This is a genomic window from Priestia sp. RMT2NF4 (genome assembly GCF_047872835.1).
Taxonomy (GTDB): Bacteria; Bacillota; Bacilli; order Bacillales; family Bacillaceae_H; genus Priestia; species Priestia zanthoxyli.
Genome location: NZ_JBLQZO010000002.1, coordinates 32,524 through 54,858, shown reverse-complemented (window position 1 = coordinate 54,858; position 22,335 = coordinate 32,524). Strand labels below are relative to the sequence as shown.

25 protein-coding genes are annotated in these 22,335 nt (G+C 38.1%); 21 read left to right on the top strand and 4 right to left on the bottom strand.

What is annotated here, in order from left to right; translation table 11 throughout:
• Positions 1 to 17 precede the first annotated feature (17 nt).
• The 19 genes from ACMX9J_RS09345 to ACMX9J_RS09255 all read left to right on the top strand — a co-directional run bounded on the left by ACMX9J_RS09345 (position 18) and on the right by ACMX9J_RS09255 (position 17,862).
• Positions 18 to 1,382 (top strand): ethanolamine ammonia-lyase subunit EutB, encoded by a 1,365-nt coding sequence (locus ACMX9J_RS09345; protein WP_116740200.1) that lies wholly within the window; start codon positions 18 to 20, stop codon positions 1,380 to 1,382.
• Between the two features lie 12 nt (positions 1,383 to 1,394).
• Entirely contained in the window at positions 1,395 to 2,423 is a 1,029-nt protein-coding gene (gene eutC / locus ACMX9J_RS09340; RefSeq protein ID WP_251439520.1) for an ethanolamine ammonia-lyase subunit EutC, read from the top strand.
• 12 nt (positions 2,424 to 2,435) lie between these two features.
• Positions 2,436 to 3,089 carry an ethanolamine utilization microcompartment protein EutL gene (eutL, locus tag ACMX9J_RS09335; protein WP_416225714.1) on the top strand — a complete coding sequence of 218 codons (654 nt, stop codon included), beginning with the start codon at positions 2,436 to 2,438 and terminating at the stop codon, positions 3,087 to 3,089.
• 34 nt (positions 3,090 to 3,123) lie between these two features.
• Complete coding sequence (locus tag ACMX9J_RS09330; RefSeq protein WP_416225713.1) at positions 3,124 to 4,653, top strand: acetaldehyde dehydrogenase (acetylating); 1,530 nt, start codon at positions 3,124 to 3,126, stop codon at positions 4,651 to 4,653.
• Positions 4,654 to 4,669: 16 nt separating this feature from the next.
• Positions 4,670 to 4,963: an ethanolamine utilization microcompartment protein EutM gene (gene eutM, locus ACMX9J_RS09325; protein ID WP_013058365.1), complete on the top strand. Its 294-nt coding sequence runs from the start codon at positions 4,670 to 4,672 to the stop codon at positions 4,961 to 4,963.
• 25 nt (positions 4,964 to 4,988) lie between these two features.
• Positions 4,989 to 5,642 carry a phosphate propanoyltransferase gene (locus ACMX9J_RS09320; RefSeq protein WP_416225712.1) on the top strand — a complete coding sequence of 218 codons (654 nt, stop codon included), beginning with the start codon at positions 4,989 to 4,991 and terminating at the stop codon, positions 5,640 to 5,642.
• Positions 5,639 to 6,304 (top strand): hypothetical protein, encoded by a 666-nt coding sequence (locus tag ACMX9J_RS09315; protein ID WP_416225711.1) that lies wholly within the window; start codon positions 5,639 to 5,641, stop codon positions 6,302 to 6,304. The genes ACMX9J_RS09320 and ACMX9J_RS09315 overlap by 4 nt, the downstream gene beginning before the upstream one ends.
• Positions 6,301 to 6,585 (top strand): EutN/CcmL family microcompartment protein, encoded by a 285-nt coding sequence (locus tag ACMX9J_RS09310; RefSeq protein WP_013058362.1) that lies wholly within the window; start codon positions 6,301 to 6,303, stop codon positions 6,583 to 6,585. Before ACMX9J_RS09315 ends, ACMX9J_RS09310 begins: the two co-directional genes overlap by 4 nt.
• Positions 6,578 to 6,991: a BMC domain-containing protein gene (locus ACMX9J_RS09305; RefSeq protein ID WP_116740191.1), complete on the top strand. Its 414-nt coding sequence runs from the start codon at positions 6,578 to 6,580 to the stop codon at positions 6,989 to 6,991. The genes ACMX9J_RS09310 and ACMX9J_RS09305 overlap by 8 nt, the downstream gene beginning before the upstream one ends.
• Positions 6,992 to 7,026: 35 nt before the next feature.
• Complete coding sequence (gene mdh, locus ACMX9J_RS09300) at positions 7,027 to 7,983, top strand: malate dehydrogenase (protein WP_078082069.1); 957 nt, start codon at positions 7,027 to 7,029, stop codon at positions 7,981 to 7,983.
• Between the two features lie 578 nt (positions 7,984 to 8,561).
• Positions 8,562 to 8,960 (top strand): DoxX family protein, encoded by a 399-nt coding sequence (locus tag ACMX9J_RS09295; protein ID WP_013084346.1) that lies wholly within the window; start codon positions 8,562 to 8,564, stop codon positions 8,958 to 8,960.
• A 142-nt stretch (positions 8,961 to 9,102) separates the two neighbouring features.
• Positions 9,103 to 10,041 (top strand): ring-cleaving dioxygenase, encoded by a 939-nt coding sequence (locus ACMX9J_RS09290; RefSeq protein WP_416225710.1) that lies wholly within the window; start codon positions 9,103 to 9,105, stop codon positions 10,039 to 10,041.
• 155 nt (positions 10,042 to 10,196) lie between these two features.
• Positions 10,197 to 10,763 carry an NADPH-dependent FMN reductase gene (locus ACMX9J_RS09285; RefSeq protein ID WP_028414849.1) on the top strand — a complete coding sequence of 189 codons (567 nt, stop codon included), beginning with the start codon at positions 10,197 to 10,199 and terminating at the stop codon, positions 10,761 to 10,763.
• A 172-nt stretch (positions 10,764 to 10,935) separates the two neighbouring features.
• Positions 10,936 to 11,580, top strand: coding sequence for an isochorismate family cysteine hydrolase YcaC (gene ycaC / locus ACMX9J_RS09280; RefSeq protein WP_033580062.1), 645 nt, complete (start codon positions 10,936 to 10,938; stop codon positions 11,578 to 11,580).
• Between the two features lie 256 nt (positions 11,581 to 11,836).
• Positions 11,837 to 12,928, top strand: a complete 1,092-nt coding sequence (locus ACMX9J_RS09275) for a low temperature requirement protein A (protein WP_416225709.1) — start codon at positions 11,837 to 11,839, stop codon at positions 12,926 to 12,928.
• Positions 12,929 to 12,964: 36 nt separating this feature from the next.
• Complete coding sequence (locus ACMX9J_RS09270) at positions 12,965 to 13,801, top strand: alpha/beta fold hydrolase (RefSeq protein ID WP_416225708.1); 837 nt, start codon at positions 12,965 to 12,967, stop codon at positions 13,799 to 13,801.
• A 336-nt stretch (positions 13,802 to 14,137) separates the two neighbouring features.
• Positions 14,138 to 16,180 carry a PTS sugar transporter subunit IIA gene (locus tag ACMX9J_RS09265; RefSeq protein WP_047750142.1) on the top strand — a complete coding sequence of 681 codons (2,043 nt, stop codon included), beginning with the start codon at positions 14,138 to 14,140 and terminating at the stop codon, positions 16,178 to 16,180.
• The gene (locus ACMX9J_RS09260; protein WP_028414844.1) at positions 16,180 to 16,461 is read left to right on the top strand and encodes a PTS sugar transporter subunit IIB; all 282 of its coding nucleotides are present in this window, start codon (positions 16,180 to 16,182) and stop codon (positions 16,459 to 16,461) included. The genes ACMX9J_RS09265 and ACMX9J_RS09260 overlap by 1 nt, the downstream gene beginning before the upstream one ends.
• A 21-nt stretch (positions 16,462 to 16,482) precedes the next feature.
• Positions 16,483 to 17,862: a PTS ascorbate transporter subunit IIC gene (locus ACMX9J_RS09255; RefSeq protein ID WP_028414843.1), complete on the top strand. Its 1,380-nt coding sequence runs from the start codon at positions 16,483 to 16,485 to the stop codon at positions 17,860 to 17,862.
• Between the two features lie 317 nt (positions 17,863 to 18,179).
• Here the strand turns inward: ACMX9J_RS09255 and ACMX9J_RS09250 are convergent, their stop codons facing one another.
• The 3 genes from ACMX9J_RS09250 to ACMX9J_RS09240 all read right to left on the bottom strand — a co-directional run bounded on the left by ACMX9J_RS09250 (position 18,180) and on the right by ACMX9J_RS09240 (position 20,855).
• Positions 18,180 to 18,797 carry a methanogen output domain 1-containing protein gene (locus ACMX9J_RS09250; protein ID WP_416225707.1) on the bottom strand — a complete coding sequence of 206 codons (618 nt, stop codon included), beginning with the start codon at positions 18,795 to 18,797 and terminating at the stop codon, positions 18,180 to 18,182.
• 181 nt (positions 18,798 to 18,978) lie between these two features.
• Positions 18,979 to 19,878, bottom strand: coding sequence for an alpha/beta hydrolase family protein (locus tag ACMX9J_RS09245; RefSeq protein WP_047750145.1), 900 nt, complete (start codon positions 19,876 to 19,878; stop codon positions 18,979 to 18,981).
• A 98-nt stretch (positions 19,879 to 19,976) separates the two neighbouring features.
• Complete coding sequence (locus ACMX9J_RS09240; protein WP_416225706.1) at positions 19,977 to 20,855, bottom strand: LysR substrate-binding domain-containing protein; 879 nt, start codon at positions 20,853 to 20,855, stop codon at positions 19,977 to 19,979.
• A 106-nt stretch (positions 20,856 to 20,961) separates the two neighbouring features.
• On the opposite strand from ACMX9J_RS09240, the gene ACMX9J_RS09235 reads away from it, so the two are divergent.
• Complete coding sequence (locus ACMX9J_RS09235) at positions 20,962 to 21,372, top strand: tautomerase family protein (RefSeq protein ID WP_034267341.1); 411 nt, start codon at positions 20,962 to 20,964, stop codon at positions 21,370 to 21,372.
• A gap of 2 nt (positions 21,373 to 21,374) precedes the next feature.
• A complete protein-coding gene (locus ACMX9J_RS09230) occupies positions 21,375 to 21,686 on the top strand; it encodes a carboxymuconolactone decarboxylase family protein (RefSeq protein WP_047750148.1) in 312 nt (103 codons plus the stop codon).
• A gap of 85 nt (positions 21,687 to 21,771) precedes the next feature.
• On the opposite strand, the gene lepB is transcribed toward ACMX9J_RS09230, so the two are convergent.
• A complete protein-coding gene (gene lepB / locus ACMX9J_RS09225; RefSeq protein ID WP_176343590.1) occupies positions 21,772 to 22,311 on the bottom strand; it encodes a signal peptidase I in 540 nt (179 codons plus the stop codon).
• Positions 22,312 to 22,335 lie beyond the last annotated feature (24 nt).

Here is a 22,335-nt window from a genome sequence, read left to right as displayed (position 1 = left end):
GAAAGGGGGCTTCACTGTTGAAGTTACATACACATTATTTAGGTGCTGTCTATCAATTTTCTGATTTAAAAGATTTGTTTGCTAAGGCAAACGAAGAAAAGTCTGGCGACCGGCTGGCAGGTTTAGCTGCAGAAACCGTTCAAGAAAGAATTGCAGCAAAGGAAGTGCTTAGTGAACTAACACTTGCTGATATTCGCGAAAACCCAATGATCTCCCCTGAAGAAGACGAAGTATCTCAAATTATTGAGAGTCAAGTCAATGAGCCCATCTATCAATCGATAAAAAATTGGTCCGTAGCAGAACTTAGAGAGTATATCTTAAGTGATGAAACAACGGGTGAGGATTTAAAGAGGATTAGTCGAGGGTTAAATAGTGAAATTATTGCTGCAGTAGCAAAACTAATGTCAAACCTTGATTTAGTTCACGCTGCAAATAAGATTGAAATTTTAACAAAATGCAATATTACGATTGGCCAAAAAGGAACCTTAGCTTCTAGACTACAGCCTAACCATCCTACAGACAATGTAGAAGGCATGATTGCTTCGTTAAAAGAAGGGCTGTCTTACGGAATTGGAGATGCCGTTATTGGTATTAACCCTGTTGATGATTCGGTTGAAAGTGTAAAACGGCTGTTACACGCTACGAAAAATTTTATGAATGATTGGGAAATTCCAACTCAAAACTGCGTTTTAGCTCATGTTACGACTCAGATGAAAGCTATTGAACAAGGAGCGCCAGCGGATATGATTTTCCAAAGTATTGCTGGAACAGAAGCCGCTAACCGTTCATTTGGAATCAGCGCTGCTTTACTAGAAGAGGCAAATCAATTAGCTAAAAGTCACGGAACAGGAACAGGGCCTCAGTGCTTATATTTTGAAACAGGACAAGGTTCTGAGCTATCAGCTGAAGCACACTTTGGGATGGATCAGCTCACGTTAGAGTCTCGTAACTATGGGTTTGCACGTCATTATGACCCTTACATTGTAAATACCGTGGTTGGCTTTATTGGACCTGAGTACTTATATAACAACAAACAAGTTATTCGTGCAGGTTTAGAAGATCATTTTATGGCAAAGATGCATGGAATTCCGATGGGTGTAGATATTTGTTACACCAATCATATTAAAGCAGATCAAAATGATATTGAAGATTTAGGTGTATTGCTAACTGCTGCAGGCGTTAATTTTATCATTGCAACACCAATGGGTGATGATTGTATGCTTAACTATCAATCAATGAGCTACCATGATGTAGCGACTTTAAGGCAAACGATGGGGAAACAGCCTTCTCCTTTATTTGCAGAGTGGCTCGAGAAAATGGGGATTTTTGAACAAGGGAAATTAAGTAAATATGCAGGAGATCCAAGTATTTTTACAAGGTAGGTGATGAAGAGGATGAATCCTGAATTGATTGAAAAAATTACACGATCCATTGTCGAAAAGCTAGAACAACAATCTAGCTTCGAACAAAGCTCTCCTACTGACGATAGTCAAAGCAGCGTAACTTTTTGGGCTCATACATCCAATGCAAATAAGAAAGTGATTAATGGTCCTCTAGCTGAAGTAGTAGAAGATGGTTCGGAAAAGGAATTAATTAAATTTCCGAATATTCAAGAATTTGATTCAACATCTCTGCCGGAAAGTAAAATGACTATTCCACAGGAAGAAAAAGATATTGAATCAAAACAGCAGGTGGCTGGTATTAAAAATCCAGTGAATCAAGAAGAATTAGATACATTGATTCAAAAAACACCTGCTCGAATCGGAATTGGCAGAGCAGGCTTACGTCCACGAACAGAAACATGGCTGAAATTCCGCTATGACCATGCAGCAGCCGTTGATGCTGTTTATGGCAATGTGAACGACGATCTCTTAAAGCGATTGAATTTATTTAAAGTAAATACTCAGGTAACAGATAAAGAAGTGTACATTCGCCGACCGGATTATGGACGAAAGCTATCAGACGAAGCCAAAAAGTGCATCCAGGAAAAATGTACCAAATCGCCAACTGTTCAAATTATTGTTTCTGATGGTTTAAGCTCCAAAGCCATTGAAGAAAATGTCGAGGACGTTTATTTATCTCTTCAACAGTCCTTAAAAAGCGCAGATTTAGATGTAGGCGTTCCGTTTTACATAGAAAAAGGTCGAGTTGCTGTAATGGACGACATTGGTGAACTCCTGATGCCAAAAGTGGTGGTACTTTTAATTGGAGAACGTCCGGGACTTATAAGTGCAGAATCCTTAAGTGCCTATTTATGCTATGAACCGAGAAAAGGAATGATTGAAGCTGAGAGAATGGTGGTTTCCAATATTCATAAAGGCGGCATTCCTCCAGTTGAAGCGGGTGCTTATCTCGGTACATTGGTTCAAAAAATTTTAAAATATGAAGCTAGCGGTGTATCGCTTGTTCAAAAAGAACAATAGAGGTGAATAGGAGTGGCTTTAACACGTATCCATGCTGACATTTTAGCTGTTCGTGTGATTCCAAATGTGGATGACGCTTTAGTTCAGCAGTTTAACTTGCAGCCTTACCATAGAAGTTTAGCCATGTTTACATCAAGTATTGATGACGTGGGCTATACAGCTTTAGACGAAGCCACCAAAAGAGCAGATGTTGAAGTAGCTTATGCCCGTTCTTTTTATGCTGGTGCTGCTCATGCGTCAGGTCCGCTATCAGGTGAAATGATTGGTGTATTAGCGGGTCCAAGTCCAGATGAAGTTAAAGCTGGACTTGATGCCATTTTACAAGTGACGAAGTCAGATGCCTATTTTGAAGCATTGGATGAAGAAAAAAATCACGCGCTGTATGCACATGTGGTGGCAAGGACAGGTTCTTACCTTTCTAAAGAAGCAGGAATTTCTATTGGAGAACCACTCGCTTATTTAATTGCCCCGCCACTAGAGGCTATGTATGGACTTGATGTAGCGCTTAAAGCAGCTGATGTAGAGCTTGTGAAATTTTTTGGTCCTCCTTCTGAAACAAATTTTGGCGGTGGTTTTTTAACAGGATCTCAATCAGCCTGTCAAGCAGCTGCTGATGCGTTCCGCCAGGCTATTTTAGACATTGCAAGAAATCCAGTTCATTATTAAAAAGCTTATAGACAGTAGAAAGGAGTTGTTGGATGTGCAGTTTGATAAAGATCTTCAATCTTTACAAGAGATGCGAAATGCAGTGGAAAAGGCAAAAGCCGCACAGCAGATATACTTGAATTTTTCACAAGAGCAAGTAGATCGCATCGTTGAACGAGTTGCCGAAGCAGCTTATTCTAAAGCGTTGGAATTAGCAAAAATGGCAGTTGAAGAAACGCGAATGGGTGTTGTAGAACATAAGAAAATCAAAAATGAGGTAGGGTCTAGAGCTGTTTATGAATCAATTAAAAATGAAAAAACAGTAGGTATTGTTCACGAAGATAGAGCGAACAAAGTGGTAGAAGTCGCCTCTCCTTTTGGAGTTGTTGCTGGAATTATCCCCACAACTAACCCAACTTCAACGGCTATCTTCAAAACATTAATTAGTTTAAAAACTAGAAACGCTCTAGTGGTCAGCCCCCATCCCCGAGCAATGAACTGCACAGTAGAAGCGCTTAAAATTTGTGCGCATGCAGCAGTTGAAGCTGGAGCTCCGGAAGGACTTATTGGTTGGATTTCTAATCCTTCTATGGCTGCAACCAATGAATTAATGAAGCATAAAGATGTGAACTTAATTTTAGCAACAGGCGGAAGTGGTCTCGTTCGCGCAGCGTATAGTTCTGGGAAACCAGCTTATGGTGTAGGTCCAGGAAATGTACCTGTATATATTGAAAAAACTGCGAAGGTTGACCAAGCAGTAAAAATGATTGTCGATAGCAAAACGTTCGATAACGGCACGATTTGTGCAACCGAGCAAGCGATTGTTGTCGATCTTAATATTCAACAAATGGCTATTAGAGAATTAAAGAATAATGGTGCCTACTTCTTAAATTCAGAAGAGAAAGCTAAGATGGAAAAAGTGATTTCACCAATTCCAAAGAAGCTTAATCCAAATATTGTTGGTCAAAGTGCTGTGAAAATTGCTGAAATGGCAGGTATTACAGTACCTTCTGATACACGAATCTTAGTTGCTGAAGAAACAAAGGTGGCAAAGGATGTTCCGTTTTCGATTGAAAAGCTAGCACCTATTTTTCCATTGTATACAGCTAAGAACGAAGAGCAGGCAAGGGAATTATGTTTAAGCTTATTAAATCTTGGTGGAAGAGGTCACAGCTTATCGCTTCATACAAACGATGATGCGGTAGCTAAAACGTTTGCTCTTGAAATGCCGGTCTCAAGACTCATGGTCAACACACTCTCGTCAGTGGGAGCTGTGGGTGGTACCACTGGACTTAAGCCATCCTTTACACTAGGATGCGGTTCGTTTGGAGGCAACATTACGTCAGACAATGTGACCGCTCGCCATTTATTAAATATTAAGCGAATGGCCTACGGCACAAAAGAGGTGACAATTCCGAAACCATCCGTATCTTCTACCTTTGCTTCATCAGATACAAAAGATCATCAAGACGTACAGGAAATTGTCAACGAAGTTATGAATCAATTAAAGCCACAGGGACCGATTGATTCGGCAGCAATTTCTGAAATGGTTAATCAAGCACTTCAAAAATATCAAACAAACTAATTAGGGGGAATTAAAAATGGCAAGAGAACTAACAGCATTAGGAATGATTGAAACAAAAGGGTTAGTAGCATCAGTAGAGGCAGCAGACGCAATGGTAAAAGCAGCAAACGTACATTTAGTTGGTAAAGTTCACGTAGGTGGAGGAATTGTAACGGTTTTAGTACGCGGTGACGTAGGCGCGGTAAAAGCGGCAACAGATTCTGGTGCGGCAGCTGCACAGCGTGTTGGAGAACTTATTTCCGTTCATGTTATCCCACGTCCACACAATGAACTAGAAAGTATTTTACCGAAAATCGATAGTGAACTATAAGCTTAAAAAGTTAGGAGCATAGCGCATGGATAAGCAGGCCATTCAATCGATTGTAGCAGAGGTTGTTCAGCAGCTAAGTCAAACAAACAAGCAAAGCAATACAGTCCCAATGGCTGTATCTGCTAGACACTGTCACTTAAGTATAGAAGATGTAGAAGCTCTTTTTGGAGCAGGATACGAGCTAACAAAAAAATCAGACCTGTCTCAGCCTGGTCAATTTGCAGCTAATGAAACAGTTACTATTGTGGGACCTAAAGGAAGCATCGAAAAGGTGCGAGTCCTTGGTCCAGCAAGGAGTATAACTCAAGTGGAGGTCAGTAAAACAGATTCAATTAAACTTGGTTCTGTTCCTCCACTACGTGAGTCTGGAGATATAAAGAATTCAGAAGCGATTACATTAGTTGGACCAAAGGGTAGCATTTACAAGAAAGAAGGCTTAATCATTGCACGAGCTCATATTCATATGACGCCTGATGATGCTGAAGCTTATGGTGTAAAAAATGGTCAGTGTGTTCGCATTACCTCTCAAGGAGAAAGACCTACTATGCTCGAACGTGTATTAATTCGAGTTTCGCCAAAGTTTAAGCTTGAAATGCATATTGATACAGATGAAGCGAATGCTGGGCTAATTTCTACTGGAGCTACAGGGATTCTTTCTCTATACGAGGAAGCTTTATGAACAAACATGCTCTGATTGAACAAATTGTAGTAGAAGTTTTAAAACGATTAGATAAATCAGGCAAGCAGCACCTAAACGTAAAGCCAAAGCTGCTGATCGTAAAAGAGTCGGCAGCAATTGATCCAATTCAAATCAAAAAGTTAGAAACAAGCTGGACACTGGTTTACGGAGATGACCAAAAAGAAAACCTTCCAAAAGATATACAAGGTATTTTATTTGCAGAAGCAAAGCAGGATCTGCTAGTAAAAGGGGCTCTAGGTATGACAGATACACTAGAAAGTTATCTTTTAGCTGAGGCTTTGCTAGAAGGAATTTCTGTTTCACTCATTCCTTCTGTAACTTTAGGAAACGTTTTGCTATCCAGTAATCAAAAAAAACCAGTAAACAACAAATATGCAGCACATTTAATTGCTTATAAAAATACATTAGAAAGCTTTGGAGTGAAAATTCAATCATTTGAGAGATTTTTGCAATCAGGCTTAAACAGACATTCTTTATCATTTACAGAACGAGTGCTAACCCAAAGACATGTGAAATTAGTAGAAGAAGAAAAAATTACTGTTTCACCTAAAACGATTATCACTCCTTTAGCACGCGATACAGCAAGAGAATTAGGAAAAGAAATTTGCGTGATAGACATAGAGGGAGCGGATGTTTTATGAAAATAGGGACGGTAATTGGTAACGTCTGGGCAACAAGAAAAGAAGATAATTTACGCGGTTTAAAGTTTTTAGTTGTTCAACCAGAACTTTTAAATAAATCGAATAACGACTCTTCTTTTATTGCAGTTGATCGTATTGGAGCCGGGATTGGTGATAAGGTAATGGTTACTCAAGGAAGTGCCGCAGCACATATGGCATCTGACACTCCATTACCTATTGATGCGATTATTATCGGAATTATAGATTCTGTTGATATAGAAAGAGGTGGAGAGAATGGGTAAAGCTCTTGGAATGATTGAAACAAGAGGTTTAATAGGTTCGATTGTCGCAGCGGATGCGATGCTAAAATCAGCTGATGTTCGCTTAGTGAAGCAAGAAAAAGTGGACGCGGCTCTTGTAACAGTGTTAGTGGAAGGTGATGTTAGTGCAGTACAGGCAGCTGTAGATATGGGAAAAGAAGAAGCGGCTCGTGTTGGAGAATTAGTGTCAGCGCATGTAATTCCCCATCCTGATGAAGAGGTTGGAAATAGCCTATTAAAAGATGAAAATAAAGAATCGCAGTCAAAGGAGACACCTAAAGACAATAAAGCGACTAAAAAATCATCGGCTGCTAAAACAAAATCCAGTATTCAATATAAAGCAAAAGCAGATTCTGCTGCTGTAGAAGAAGATCAAAAAGTAGAATAGCATACATATAAACGACGAGGAATGGGGGATAAATCATGGCATTTAAGCGTAAAAAAATAGCTGTAATTGGAGCGGGATTTACAGGAGCCACAGCAGCATTAATGATGGCGCAAAAAGAACTTGGAGACGTAGTATTAGTTGATATTCCTTCCCAGACTAATCCGACCAAAGGAAAAGCACTTGATATGTTAGAGGCAAGCCCAGTTCAAGGGTTTGACGCTAATATCAAGGGGACATCTAGCTATGAAGACATTCAGGATGCAGATTTAGTATTAATTACTGCAGGACTTCCAAGAAAACCGGGAATGAGCCGTGATGACCTAGTCTCAACAAACGCAAAAATTATGAAAGAAGTATCAGAAAACGTAAAAAAACATGCACCAAACAGTTATATTATTGTATTGAGTAATCCAGTCGATGCAATGACGTACGTTTGTTATAAAACCACGGGATTCCCTAAAAATCGAGTAATAGGCCAATCTGGTGTATTAGATACAGCCCGTTTTAATACATTTGTGGCTCAAGAATTAAATATATCTGTTGAAGATGTATCAGGTTTTGTTTTAGGCGGCCACGGAGATGATATGGTGCCATTAGTTCGTTATTCGTACGCTGGAGGAATTCCACTTGAAAAAATCATTTCCCCTGAACGTATAGAAGCTATTGTAGAGCGAACGCGCAAAGGTGGAGGAGAAATCGTTAATCTGCTTGGAAATGGAAGTGCCTATTATGCTCCTGCTGCTTCTATGGTTCAAATGGCAGAAGCGATTCTAAAGGATAAGAAGCGAATTCTCCCTTCCGTAGCTTATCTAGAAGGTGAATATGGCTGTAATAATCTTTACCTAGGTGTACCAACAATCCTAGGAGGAGATGGAATTGAACATATCATTGAACTTCCTTTAACGGAAAAGGAAAATGAAGGGCTAAAACGTTCAATCGAATCCGTACAAAGCGTTATGGCTATTTTAGAGTCTTCAGAAGTATTCAGCTAAACCAACTTCTGATTATTTCAGCTGCCTATTATTAAAATTTAGAGGTATTTTCAAGTTATGTACTTGAAGGAATTGGACCAATAGAAACTGCTGAATATTTTCTAATCATTTGAGTGTGTTAAGGAACCTTTCAGCAGAAAAAATAATAAAGATACAGAAAACTGATTGAAATGCATCCTGCTACATTTGTAGGGTGCATTTTTGTATGAATAAGTGATATTACTTTTATATTTCACAGAAAAGTAAATAAACCTTGCTTAATTATTTTTAGAACTTGGGTCATACGCGATACGTTTTGTAATACTCCCGCTACTCATCCTGGTGACTTTATAACCTTGCTTGCTTTTTTAATATGATTAATAAACAACAAAGTTCACCCGTTATATTTTCCGCCCCCGTGCTCATATCCACACAAAATCTAGAATATGTTTTTAATAAGTCGTTAAGCCTTTCAACTAGCTACAAAAAAATATAAAAATTTATGTTGACAGCAGGAGTATATGATTTTATAATTATCCTTAATTCAAGATATTTTAATTCGAGATTTTAAGATGATGAAAAAATAGGAGGAATAAAAAATGGTGAGTATTGGTTTGTTGTTAATACGTTTGGTCATTGGATTATCTTTTATGGCTCATGGAACTCAGAAGTTATTTGGATGGTTTGGCGGCCACGGCTTAAAAGGAACGGGCGGATGGTTTGAATCAATCGGAATGAAGCCAGGCGTTAGAATGGCGTTAATGGCTGGGTTATCAGAGCTGGTAGGTGGAGCTTTATTTGCTGCAGGACTTCTTACGCCGCTTGGAGCACTTTTGATTGCCGGAACAATGGTTATGGCGATTGTGAAAGTACACGGTCCAAATGGATACTGGGCAACACAAAACGGATATGAATATAATCTTACGCTTTTAGTTGTAGCAATCGGTGTAGCTATTGCTGGACCAGGTTATTATGCACTAGATACTTTTATTTTCTAAAAGAGAAAATGGGTTGGAATAAGCAAGGTGCTTTTATTTTTTGACTAATATCTCGAATTCGAGATATTTACGATAAATAGTTGTAATTTTAAGAGGAATAACGAAACATATGACGAAAAATGTATCGAAGGAGATGGTAGTAATGAGTAAAAAAACAGCGGGTATTCATCATATCACGGCGATTGTAGGTCATCCTCAGGAAAATGTTGATTTTTACGCGGGTGTATTAGGATTACGCTTGGTCAAACAAACGGTAAACTTTGATGATCCAGGAACGTATCACCTTTACTTTGGGAATGAAGGCGGAAAACCTGGAACGATTATCACATTCTTTCCGTGGGCAAATGCACGACAAGGAAAAATAGGTGACGGGCAAGTTGGGGTAACTTCCTATGTGGTTCCAAAAGGTGCGATGAGCTTTTGGGAACAACGGTTAGCTAAGTTTGGAGTTCCAGCTACAAAGATGGAGCGATTTGGAGAGCAGTATTTAGAGTTTGACGATCCTCATGGTTTGCATCTAGAGATTGTGGAAAGAGAAGAAGGTGAAAAGAATACGTGGCAAGCTGGTGAAATTAAACCTGAAGTAGCTATTAAAGGATTCGGAGGCGCTACGTTATTATCGGTTCGACCTGATGAAACAGCTCAATTATTAGAAAACGTAATGGGTCTACAAAAAGTAGGGCAAGAAGGAGATTTTATACGTTTTCAATCATCAGCTGACATTGGAAATGTCATCGATTTAAAATTAACAACCATTGGGCGCGGGCAAATGGGCGTTGGAACGGTTCACCATATTGCATGGCGAGCAAAAGATGATGAAGATCAATTAGAATGGCAGAAATACGTAGCCGATAGCGGATACGGAGTGACGGCTGTTCGAGATCGAAATTACTTTAATGCGATTTACTTTAAAGAACACGGAGACATTCTATTTGAAATTGCAACAGACCCTCCAGGTTTTGCACATGATGAGTCACTTGAAACAATGGGAGAAAAGCTCATGCTTCCTGAACAGTACGAAACCCATCGAGATCAAATTGAAAGAGCTTTGATTCCTTTTGAAGTGAGAGAATTAGACTGAATTTTACTGAAATAATTCCTTTAGTAATGGTAAAACGCTAGTTTAACCCTAAATTAGGTACAAAGAAGGAATTAATTTATCTATATATAAAACTAATATCTATATTTGAAACACCGTGGTAATATGAAATTAATTCCAAGTGAGGAGGTGAATAGATGACAAAAACCATTGGTCTTATTTGTGGAAGTTTACGAAAGAATTCGTATAACCGAATGATTGCTGAGTCATTGACTACATTAGATGACTCAGCTCAATATCGCTGGATTGAAATAAGCAGCCTGCCTTTTTTTAATGAAGACTTAGAAGCTGACGGATCACCAGAATCTGTCGCATCCTTTAGAGCTGCGATTCAAGATGTTGACGGTGTTATCATTGTAAGTCCAGAGTATAATTCCGGAATTACAGGGGTATTAAAAAATGCTTTGGACTGGGCATCAAGGCCTCGGACTTCTTCTGTTTTAAACAGAAAACCAGTTGGTCTCATTGGAGCAACTCCAGGAGGCTTCGGTACGGCTTTTGCTCAAAAGCAAACGAGAGAAGTACTAGAAGCTATGCAAGTTCATGTTTTACCATTTCAAAAAATGCTGATTTCGCAAGTTCATGAAAAAGTTGATGCTCAACAAAAGGTCCTAACTGATGAGTCAACGAAACGCTATCTTCAGCGCTACTTACAGCAGTTCATTCATTGGATTGATCAAGCGCCTGTTCCTGTTCTAGATTAAGAAAGAGAACACACCTCACGAACCTTCACCTCAGAAATAACTTTTCTTTCTATACATGTTTTACTCAACAGATCATAAATGAAATCCAAAAAACCGTTCAAATGATAGACCGCTTGTAAGGAATGGAAAAGGTACGTGTCCTTACTTGCCTTAATTTAAGGAGGATGATAAAATGTCTGATCTTTACTCTCGCCTTTCAAAAGATGATGCTGCCGTGCTTTTAGTTGACCACCAAACGGGTCTTATTTCCGGCCTTGTACGTGATTATGGTGTTGATGAATTTAAAAACAACGTATTGGCTCTTGGTGATACGGCTAAATTCTTTGATTTACCGGTTATTTTAACAACTAGCTTTGAAAATGGACCCAACGGCCCGCTAATGGGGGAACTCGTGGATTTGTTTCCTGACGCGCCAAAAATAGCTCGTCCTGGACAAATTAACGCGTGGGACAACGAAGAGTTTGTTAAAGCCATTAAAGCGACCGGGAAAAAACAGCTGATTATCGCCGGTGTAGTGACAGACGTCTGCGTTGCTTTTCCTGCGCTTTCTGCCATTAAAGCAGGCTACGAAGTGTTTGTTGTGACAGACGCTTCCGGGACGTTCAATAAGCAAGTCGCAGATGCGGCATTAACGCGTATGGCTCACGGCGGCGCGCAGCTTATGAACTGGTTTAGCGTAGCGTGCGAGCTGCAGCGTGACTGGCGCAACGACGTTGAAGGTTTTGGCAATTTAATTTCTAGTCATCTTCCTGGTTATCAAAACTTGATGGGCAGCTATAGAGGAGCTCAGCGCGATTTCAGCAAGCAGAGCGTCTAACATAGCGGAGCTTATGTTTGGCATCGGTTGTTCTCTTTACATATAAAACACGAAAGTAGAATGGCATCTATGGATCATTTATGTGATGGAGAAAATGTAACAACATAAAAGTAATTGTTAGATAGGTGAGCCCACTGATGAACCGTTGGCTCACCTATCTTTTACTAAGCTGCCTTTCATGAAGTATGCGTCTCTTATATATAAAATAAAGTACATTCACGACAGCCTGGTAAATGATAGGAAGGGATGCGGAGTAGTGGAAGAAAAAAAAGTTACGTGGCTGGAGCTTTTTTATGATTTGTTATTTGTGGCAGCCGTTGCTACTGCTACGCATGTTTTGCTTCACGTTGAACAAGGGTATATTCATGGAGAGTATTTGTTAAAGTTTGTACTAATCTTTATTCCTATATGGTGGGCGTGGACCGGACAAACGATGTTTATCAATCGGTTTGGACAAGATTTTTTGCATCAGCGCATCTTTATGATTCTTCAAATGCTGTTTGTTCTTATTATGATCTCAAGCTTGTCCGTAGATTTTGATCAATATTACGTCTCTTTTTTGATTGGCTATATTGGGCTAAGAGCGTTAACCTCGATTCAATACCTTATTGTTCAAAAATTTGAACGAGATGAACGAAAAAAAGTTGCTGTGTTTTTAGGCACATGCTTTGGAATTGGGATTTTCATCTCACTTCTTTCGCTTCTTTTTGATTCATGGATTCGCTACGCCGTGTTGTATACAGGAATTGCAGTGGATATTATTTTACCTATTTTAGGGCATAATAGACTGGCGAAATTACCGACCAACACCGCTCATTTATTAGAGCGTTTTGCTTTGTTAACATTAATCCTGTTTGGAGAATCCGTTGTCAGCATTCTTGCTGTGATACAGCCACAAAAAGGGGACTGGAATACCATTTTATTTTCGGTTATTTCATTTGTCCTGATTATTGCTATGTGGTGGCAGTACTTTGAGAATGTAGAAAAGAAAGTAAACAAGTCTATTCAAAGAGCCGGACAAACGATTATTTACGGACACTTACTTATCCTCATGTCTCTAAGCATGATTGCAGCATCGATTAAGCTCATGTTTTTACATGAAGTTCAGTACACATTCAGCTTATATTTTGTATTCGGATCCGTGCTGCTTTATTTCATGGCAACCACTCTTGTTTTTCACCAATATAGATTTGAACAACATCGTTTGAAAGTGTATCACTTGGGAATGTTTTTAGGAATTTTAGCGCTGTTTTTTATTATTAACTTAATACTGATTGTTCCCAGCACTGTTATTATAGGAGAATTAGCGATCTTTTTTATGATCTACGCTAGGTTTACAACTACTTAACCAAATAAAGAATGACTATATAATGGAGGTAGCGAAATGGCAAAGATTACGGTAGGAACAGAAAATCAAGCACCTATTGAACTATACTACGAGGATCATGGCACAGGAAAGCCGGTTGTCTTAATTCACGGCTGGCCACTAAGCGGACGTTCTTGGGAATATCAAGTTCCGGCTCTTATTGAGGCTGGACACAGAGTCATCACGTATGACCGCCGAGGATTCGGCAAGTCTTCTCAGCCATGGGACGGCTACGATTATGATACATTCGCTGCTGATTTACATCAGCTGCTAGAACATTTGGATTTAAAAAATGTGACACTAGTTGGATTTTCAATGGGTGGCGGAGAAGTAGCCCGTTATGTAGGAACGTACGGCACAGATAGAGTAGAAAAAGCCGTATTTGCAGGAGCCGTACCACCATTTCTTTACAAGTCAGAGGATCATCCTGAAGGAGCATTGGATGATGCAGGAATCCAAGAATTTGAAAACGGTGTAAAAAATGATCGCTTAGCTTTTCTTGATGATTTTACAAAAACATTTTTTGGAGCTGAAGCCGGAAATGGCTTAGTCAGCGAACCATTTCGACTGTACAACCGGGATATTGCAGCAGCTGCATCGCCTAAAGGAACATTAGACTGTATAGCTGCTTTCAGCAAAACGGATTTCAGAGCCGATTTAGCTAAGTTTACAATACCGACTCTTATTATTCACGGTGATGCAGACGAGATCGTTCTATTTGAATATAGCGGAAAGCGAACGCATGAAGCTATTTCTGGTTCCAAATTAGCCTTAATAAAAGGCGGTCCACACGGCTTAAATGCAACGCATGCACATGAATTTAACGAAGCGCTGCTGTCGTTTTTAAGAGACTGAATGTAAGTGATTGTTTTGTAGATGGCAATCTGATGTATAAATAGGAAAAACAGGAAGAAGTTGCCGAAGGGTTGCTTCTTTTTTGGTTTTTACGCCGATAGAAAAGCGTACTATAGTAAGGGAGGCCATTTAAATTGCTTTACTATAGCTTTAAAAGATAAAAATCAAATAATAAACGTTTGCCATTCTGTGGTGCGAGAGCTTATGTTAAACTTTTAAATGGGAAATATAACCTTCAGTCCAACAGCTATTCTAAAATGACAACAAAGATTGGATTGAACAGTTATGTAATCGCTAACACTTCTATTTTATAATAAACATGAGGAGGATAATAAGATGTTTGATCATAAATCATTGCAGCTGCTTGAGCAGATGATTAATTACCCGAAGTTATCAATTCCGGAGTTGAGACTTCAAATAAATTTATCACCTCGACAATTTGCCTATACGCTTGATAAGTTGAACAATGCATTAAGCAATTTAGATTTACCGAAAATTCAAGTGATTGATATAGAATTTAAGGTTGATGAAAGAATTAAAAATTATTGGAAACTAGAAGGAACATCGCTTAACCGTCAGCAGTCAGTTTTTCAAGAGACTGAGCGGATATACTTAATTTATTTATACACGTATATAAGAAAAGAGCCGATAGCAAATATACATTATCAGTCTTTTCTGCAGGTAAGCAGGAATACAGCACTAGCGGATATTAAAAAGCTTCGTTCGTATTGTGAGAAAGAAGGCATTCAGTTATCTTATAACCGGACAGATGGCTTTCATCTAGAGGGAGAAGAGAGGCTTAAGCGTCGATTTGCAACTATTTGTATTGGAACACTTTTGCAATTGCCAATGGGCATTTCAGGGATGAAGCAGGTTCTTAATAGTTGGAATTATGAAAATACGGGTTCAGCAATTAGAGAGAACGTAAATGATTTAGCTAAAAAATATCGGATTGACTTTGTTAGTAACCGGCTAGATCAGCTAGTTTATGAACTCTTATTTCTACAGTGCAGGTCTGGGCATCATAAACTGATTCTACCAATCAAGCAAATTAAATTAATGAAAGAACAGCCCTTACTAAAAATGGGGGAAGAGCTATCAGCTTATTTATTTGATGAAGTGGCTGAAGCAGAGGTTATCTATCTAACGGTTCAATTGTTATCTGCTATGCAGAATATAGACGAGCTCCATATTGATGAAAAGCTTGACCTTGTATCGAGTACTATTATTTCAGAAGTAGAGCGCTTAATATTAGTACCATTTAAGGAAAGGCATATTTTAAAATCGCTCTTATATAAACATTTGGTACCAGCCTATTTTAGAATCATCTGTGAAGTGCCATTATCAAATCCGTTGATTGACACAATTAAAACAGAGCACGGTGTACTCTTTGAATTTGTTAAACAGGCGTTGAAGCCGCTTTCTGAATATACGGGAAAATGTATTTCAGATGAAGAGATAGGGTATTTTACGATTTTATTCGGTGGGCATGTTCGAAAACTGGAGGCTAAACCTAAAGTGTATAGAGCCACAATCGTTTGCCCAAACGGGATTAGTTCCTCTATGATGCTACGAACGCAATTACGACAACTGTTTCCAAAATTGCATTTTACAGAATCATATTCGGCTGCAGAAATCGAAAAACTGTCACCAGACAGTTACGATATGATTTTTTCAACTATTTATTTGGAATCATCCAAGCCTGTTTATTTAACACGTCCATTATTAACAGCGCTAGAGGAAAACTATTTGCAGCAGGCCGTGGCAGCCGATTTCAATTTGCCGGTTCAATCAACTATCCCAATGGATAAGTTAATGGCGACCATACGAAAATATGCAACTATTAAAAATGAAAAAGCGCTTTATGAAGATTTAACGAAACATTTAAGACAAAGCCATACACGTGAAAGGAGTTACGCCCCTATGCTTTCTGAACTTTTAACAGAGGATAAGATTCAATTCTCTGACGATTCTCTAGAGTGGGAAGAAGCAATCCAATTGGCAGCAAAACCTTTGGAGGAACAGCATTATATTACCTCAGCCTATACTCAAGCAATGATTGATAGAGTTTTAGAAATGGGAGCTTTTATTCATATAGGGAAAGGAATTGCTATTCCTCATGCCCGGCCAGAACAAGGTGTACAAGAGCTTGGTATGTCCCTTTTACGAATGAAGAAACCAGTTTTGTTACTGAACCAAGAAGAACATGCAATTGACTTGTTTATCTGTCTAGCAGCCATTGATAACAAATTACATTTAAAAGCACTGTCAGAATTGACCTCATTTTTAGTAAATGAAGACTCATTAAAGCGTTTAAAAGAAGCTGAAACTTCAGCTGAAATTATAGCTATGATGCGAAAAAAAGGAGAAGATGAATAATGAAAATTTTAACAGTATGCGGATCAGGATTAGGAACAAGTTTTATGGTGGAAATGAATATTCAACAATTGTTGAATGAGATGGGAGTAAGCGGCGTAGAAGTAAATCATTCTGATTTAGGTTCTGCAACACCAGAGGATGCAGACGTGTTCTTCCTTGCAAAAGATATTGCAGAGGGCGGGGCAAGCTTAGGAAACGTCGTAATTTTGGATAATATTATTGATTTAGAAGAATTACGCGCTAAATTAACAGGGGTTCTGCAAGAAAAAAATCTACTGTAAAGAAATTGAGAGGTGATAGCGATGAATCAGGTGTTAAATGTATTAGTTAACGTTCTGAGTGAACCTTCAGTTTTAGTAGCCATAATTGCTCTAGTAGGTCTACTTGCACAAAAGAAAAATCTTTCAGATACACTAAAAGGAACAACAAAAACGTTTGTTGGGTTCCTGGTTATTACAGCAGGTGCAGGGATTCTTCAGCAAGCACTCGCTCCATTTGGAGAAATGTTCAAAGCAGCATTTAACGTAAACGGTGTCGTTCCAAATAATGAAGCCATCGTTGCGATTGCACTGAGTAAATATGGTTCTTCGACCGCATTAATTATGTTTTTTGGTATGATTGTAAACCTGCTGATTGCTCGTTTTACACGATTTAAATATATTTTTCTGACAGGACATATCACTTTGTACATGTCATGTATGATTGCCATCATTTTATCCGTAAGTGGTTTTACATCGTTTTCATTAATTCTTTTTGGTGCTTTAACAGTGGGAATTTTTATGACGCTTTCTCCAGCCCTCGTTCAGCCTTTTATCCGTAAATTAACAGGTAATGATAATGTGGCACTAGGACATTCTGGAGCAGTTGGTTTTGCAGTTGGTGGTCTCGTGGGGATGGCTGTAAAGGGAAAGAAAGAGATTGTATCAACAGAAAAAATTAACTTTCCAAAAGGGCTCGGCTTCTTACGAGACAGTACGGTTAGTATTGCATTAACTATGGCGATTTTCTACGTTATTGTCGCTCTTTTTGCGGGGCCTGGTTATGTCGAAGGAAAATTAAGTGACGGAAAAAACTATATTTTATTTGCGGTACTTCAAGCAGGAATGTTTTCTGCCGGCGTTTTCGTCATTTTAGCTGGTGTACGATTGGTATTAGCTGAAATTGTACCAGCATTTAAAGGGATATCTTCTAAAATTGTGCCAAATTCAAAGCCAGCATTAGATGTTCCAATCATCTATACTTATGCACCAAACGCTGTATTAATTGGTTTCTTTTCAAGTTTTTTAGGCGGCATTGTTAGTATGTTAATACTAGTTTTATCAGGAGGAATCATTATTTTGCCAGGTGTAGTACCTCACTTCTTTACCGGTGCAGCTGCAGGGGTGTTTGGAAATGCAATGGGTGGTGTACGCGGTGCGATTTTAGGATCATTTGTGAACGGCCTTTTAATCAGTTTCATGCCAATTCTATTAATACCCGTGTTGGGAGATTTGGGTCTATCAAATGCTACATTTTCAGATTCAGACTTCGGTATAGTGGGACTATTCTTGAGTGGGCTAGCTCATTTCGGTGGAAAAACTACCATTATGGTTGGTATTGGTTTAGTGTTACTGATAATGATCTTGGCCAGTATACGCAAGCAAGAAAGTCATGCAGTGCCTTACAAAAAAGTTGAGAAATAAAAAATGATAGACAAGAGTTTGAAGTAGTATCGTCAATCCATTCATTATCAGTTCATGCAATTAACAAAGGCATTCTGACCGCTTCAAGGATTCTTTAGGGTGACGCATCTGATTCGTAAGCATAAGGTTACAAATAAAATCCCTAAATAGCTATAATAACTTTTACTTTATTTTCTTCTGTTTACCATAATAATTGAAATGAGTGGTAAAAACAAAGAGCAAACCTTTAATTAAAGGCTGCTCTTTGTTTTCTACATCTTGTTTTGCTTCTCTAACTAGAACAAAATGTCTTAATAGTTAAGTGTGGTAATGAAATACTATTTACGTAATTCTTCTAATTCCGCAAGAAGGGTTTCAATCATTTCATCGCTTCTTCGAAGTTCTTGATTAAGCATATGAATCGTTTCCTCTTCCCAATTGAAAGGGTTACCATAAGAAGGCGTAATAGGAAGATTTTCATACACATCTCCATTTTCTTCACTGTGTTTTGTAAAGTATATAGCAACTTCACACATTGGATGACCAAGAGCAATACGCTGGCGCAAGCTCACTTTTCCATAGCCAAATTTACGAGCTGCAATTCCTCCAAACACACTAGACGTCATCTTGCACAGATGAGGAGCATCCTGTACGACGTCACCAAATGGACATTGAGTAGCGCTTACAATCACATGGTCTGGATGAACGGAAACAATTTCAAAGTGACCTCCAATTGAATTTTTAAGGTCAATTATAACTTCTGCATATTTCTCTACCGTCCACTTTTCATGCTTATCGCTATAAAAGCCTTCCATCCAATCTCCAGTACGAATACCAAGTTGTTTAATATATTCTTCAGCTACGGGGCCTACCGTTTTTTCATGAATCATTGCGTACTGTGTAATAAGTTTAGCCAAAAATACATGTCCGGTTAGCTGATTTTTTTTAAAAACCATATTGTAAATCCCCCTTTTATTTTGTAAAAGAGTAAAAATATTAATTCGATAAGCAGCACTTTTTCTATATATATCTATTTCTTAATTATTACAGATTAATAAGAGTGTGTGTTATGTTTTTTAACTTTTCTTCCTAGATATAATTGCTTCAAAAGAAAAGGTGGTACAAGTGACTAATCTATTAAAAAGAATGTAATAAAAAGTCCAATATAGTGTTTTGCAGGTCCTCATGAAACTCTTTGCGATTAAAGCCTTCCGGATCCTGAGAAGGGAGGAAGGTAGGAGATTTCATAAAGTCCGGAAATGGACTGAGAAATGAAAAATGTCCTCCATTTTCTACAACGATATACTGAACTTTTTCCGCATCAGGAACCCCATTTAACACAAATTCCCCGTGAAAAGAAGGAGTAATCGTATCCTTTTCTCCTGTAATCATTAAAATAGGTATATTCACGTCTTGAAGCGCTCCTCTTTCTCTAAACCATACGGCGGCTGGCGCTAAAAGAATAAGTGATTGAACCCGCTTATCATGATCAACAGATAAACAATAAGGCTTTTGATCAGGAGATTCAGAAGGAAAAGAAGTGGGAACTCCACCTGCTACAGCAAGAGCCGTATATCCTCCCATTGAATGGCCAATAAGAGAAATATTATTTGAATGAATGGATGGAGAAAAGGAATTTTCTTTTAAAAACCAATCGATTACAGTACGTATATGAGTAGGCCGATTTTTTAGATTGTCTATTGTTCCAGATAGCGTATTATTTTCTCGATTATTAAACGGATGCTGAGGTACCCCTACAATAAAACCATTACGTGCTAAAAATTGAGCAATGGTTCGATAAGCAAGAGGCGTGCTTCCATCTCCATGAGAAATAATGACCAAAGGAAATAATCCATCTGAAAGCGGAGCATCTTGCGCAGCGCTTATCGTGTAAGGTCCCATCTTTTCAACTTTTTCTTCTTTGTATGTAGGATACATAATAAGCAGAGGCAAGACGTTTTCATGTTCTTGATTTTCTATATCTACGAATTGACATCCGGCATAAAATAACTGTCTTTCATGTTTTTTTATTTGCACTTATATACTCCTCCTTGCTTTTAAAAATCCTTATTACAACAAGCTCATATATGAAATTTTATTGATTTAGCTCTCTTGGAAAATCAATAAAGGGTTAATTAATTTAAAAACGAAGATTTAATTACCTCTATAATACTCTTTTTTGTCTGACTCAAATAAGTTCTTTTTTCAGTAGAAATTAATAGCCCTATAGGCATTTCGGGGTCAAACCTTTGTACTTTAAACGGGATATTAATTGGCTTCAAACTAGTTCCTCTAGGGATAATTCCCACCGCATGTCCAAACATCATTTCTGGAATAAGGTGTAGGGCACTACAGCTGTAAACGGTTTTAAAGGCTAAATTATTCTCTGCTAAAAAATGATTGACGGATTGATAGTAATAACAGCTATTTTCTCCTATTAAAATGGGATAGCCAATAATATCGGCTATTTCAACTGATTTTTGCTTTAATAACGGGTGATCAGGGGTATTAACAATAAATTGAATGTGTTCTTTATCAAGCTGGGTGAAAGATACGCCGGAAAGGTTTGTATTCTCTCCACAAACAGCAAAGTCCAATTTATCTTGATGTAGTAGTTCTGATAAAAGAGCCGTGTTTCCAATAGTGAAATCGCAATGTATGTACGGTTTTTCACCATGTAAATAGCTTAATATAGCTGGCATCAGCTTTTGAGCAATCGATTCTGATAAGCCTATTTTGATCGTTCCTTTTTCTTCTTTGCTTATACGCTGCGCTTGAGATATGGAATACTCCCAGTGCTTCAACAAGCTATCTACTTCTTCTACAAATAACGTACCTTCCTTTGTTAATGTTGCTTCCCAGCCTCGTTCAAACAAAAGAAATCCAAGGTCTTTTTCTAGCTTTTTAATATGAGCAGTGACGGTAGACTGGGCATAGTTTAATTTTTGTGCTGCAAGTGAAAACGTTCCTTCTGCCACAATTGTTTTAAACGTCGTTAATTCTTTAATTTCCACTTTCTAACCCCATCTCTATCGGATTTTACGATACTTATACGATATATTTTCAATTATACAAATGAAGATATTGGAAGTAAACTAAATATAGAAAGGAAGATGATAGATGCCATTTGTGAACGTTTATTATCCAGAACATCAACTAAATAATAAGGAATTAAAAAAAGTAAGCAATCATATTCATCAGTCGTTAATCCAACATTTTCACATCCCAAAAGAAGATTATTTTCAACTGTTTTTACCGTATCCATCTCAGCATTTTTTCTATGACTCACAGTACCTCTTAGAAAATGGAGAAAAAAGAACGGATCCAATGATTTATATCTCCATTACATGTGGGCAGGGGAGAACTATCGAGCAGAAAAAGAAGCTATATCAGTCCATTGCAGAGGGACTTCACACTGACTTAGACCTTTCTACAAACAATATCTTTATTACAGTAAACGAAACAACCCTTGAAAACTGGTCATTTGGGCAAGGAATCGCACAAATGGTTAATCAAAAGGAGGCACAATAAATATGAATAACGGTATTGATTCTAAGCTGCTGAACGACATGAGAGATCTTGCTCCTGACTTTGTGAAATATGGAGAACATATCTTATTTGGGGAAGTGTGGGGAGACCCAACTTTAACACCAAAAGAAAGAAGTTTGAGTACACTTTCTGCTTTAATCAGTATTGGCAACACTGAACAAATGCCTTTTCATCTGCAGCTGGCAAAAAAGAATGGAGTGACTGAAAAAGAAATTATTGCACTAATAACTCATATGGCTTTTTACGTGGGGTGGCCAAAAGCAGCTGCAGCACTGAGTATAGTGGGGAAGCAATAATAGAGGGAAAATAGATAAATATTATTACTTTTTAGTTTGTTTTTAATAGAAAAAGCTCCCTTTGGTGAGGGAGCTTTTAAATATGTTACTTCATCCATTGAAATTCTTTTAAAGGCCAATAAGCTAATTTAGCTTTTCCTACGATTTTGTCTACGGAGATTGTTCCTACTTGAGGTGATCTGCTGTCTAAGCTGTACATTCTATTATCTCCCATAACAAATAATTGGCCTTCTGGAACTGTTTTGTTGCCTGTAAAATCCTCAGTTAACGGGCCTGTTACTATTTCTTTTTTGTATTGATCCAAATAAGGCTCTTCATATTTTTTTCCGTTTATATATAGCGTGTCATTGCGATATTCTATATGATCACCCGGTAAACCAATTACTCTTTTAATATAGTCTTTTTCCTTTGTAGCGTGAAAAACGATAATATCAAATCTTTTTATATTATCGGGGTTATTTTTGCCCACTTCATTAAGAATAATATGTTCACTATCTTTTAAAGTAGGCATCATCGATTCGCCGTCTACTACTATAGGCGTAAAGATATACTCTCTCACCACAAAAGCCAGGATACAAGCAATAATGATGGATTTGATCCACGAAAAAATCTCTTTCTGTTTCAATTTAAAACTCCTCTACAACCGTAA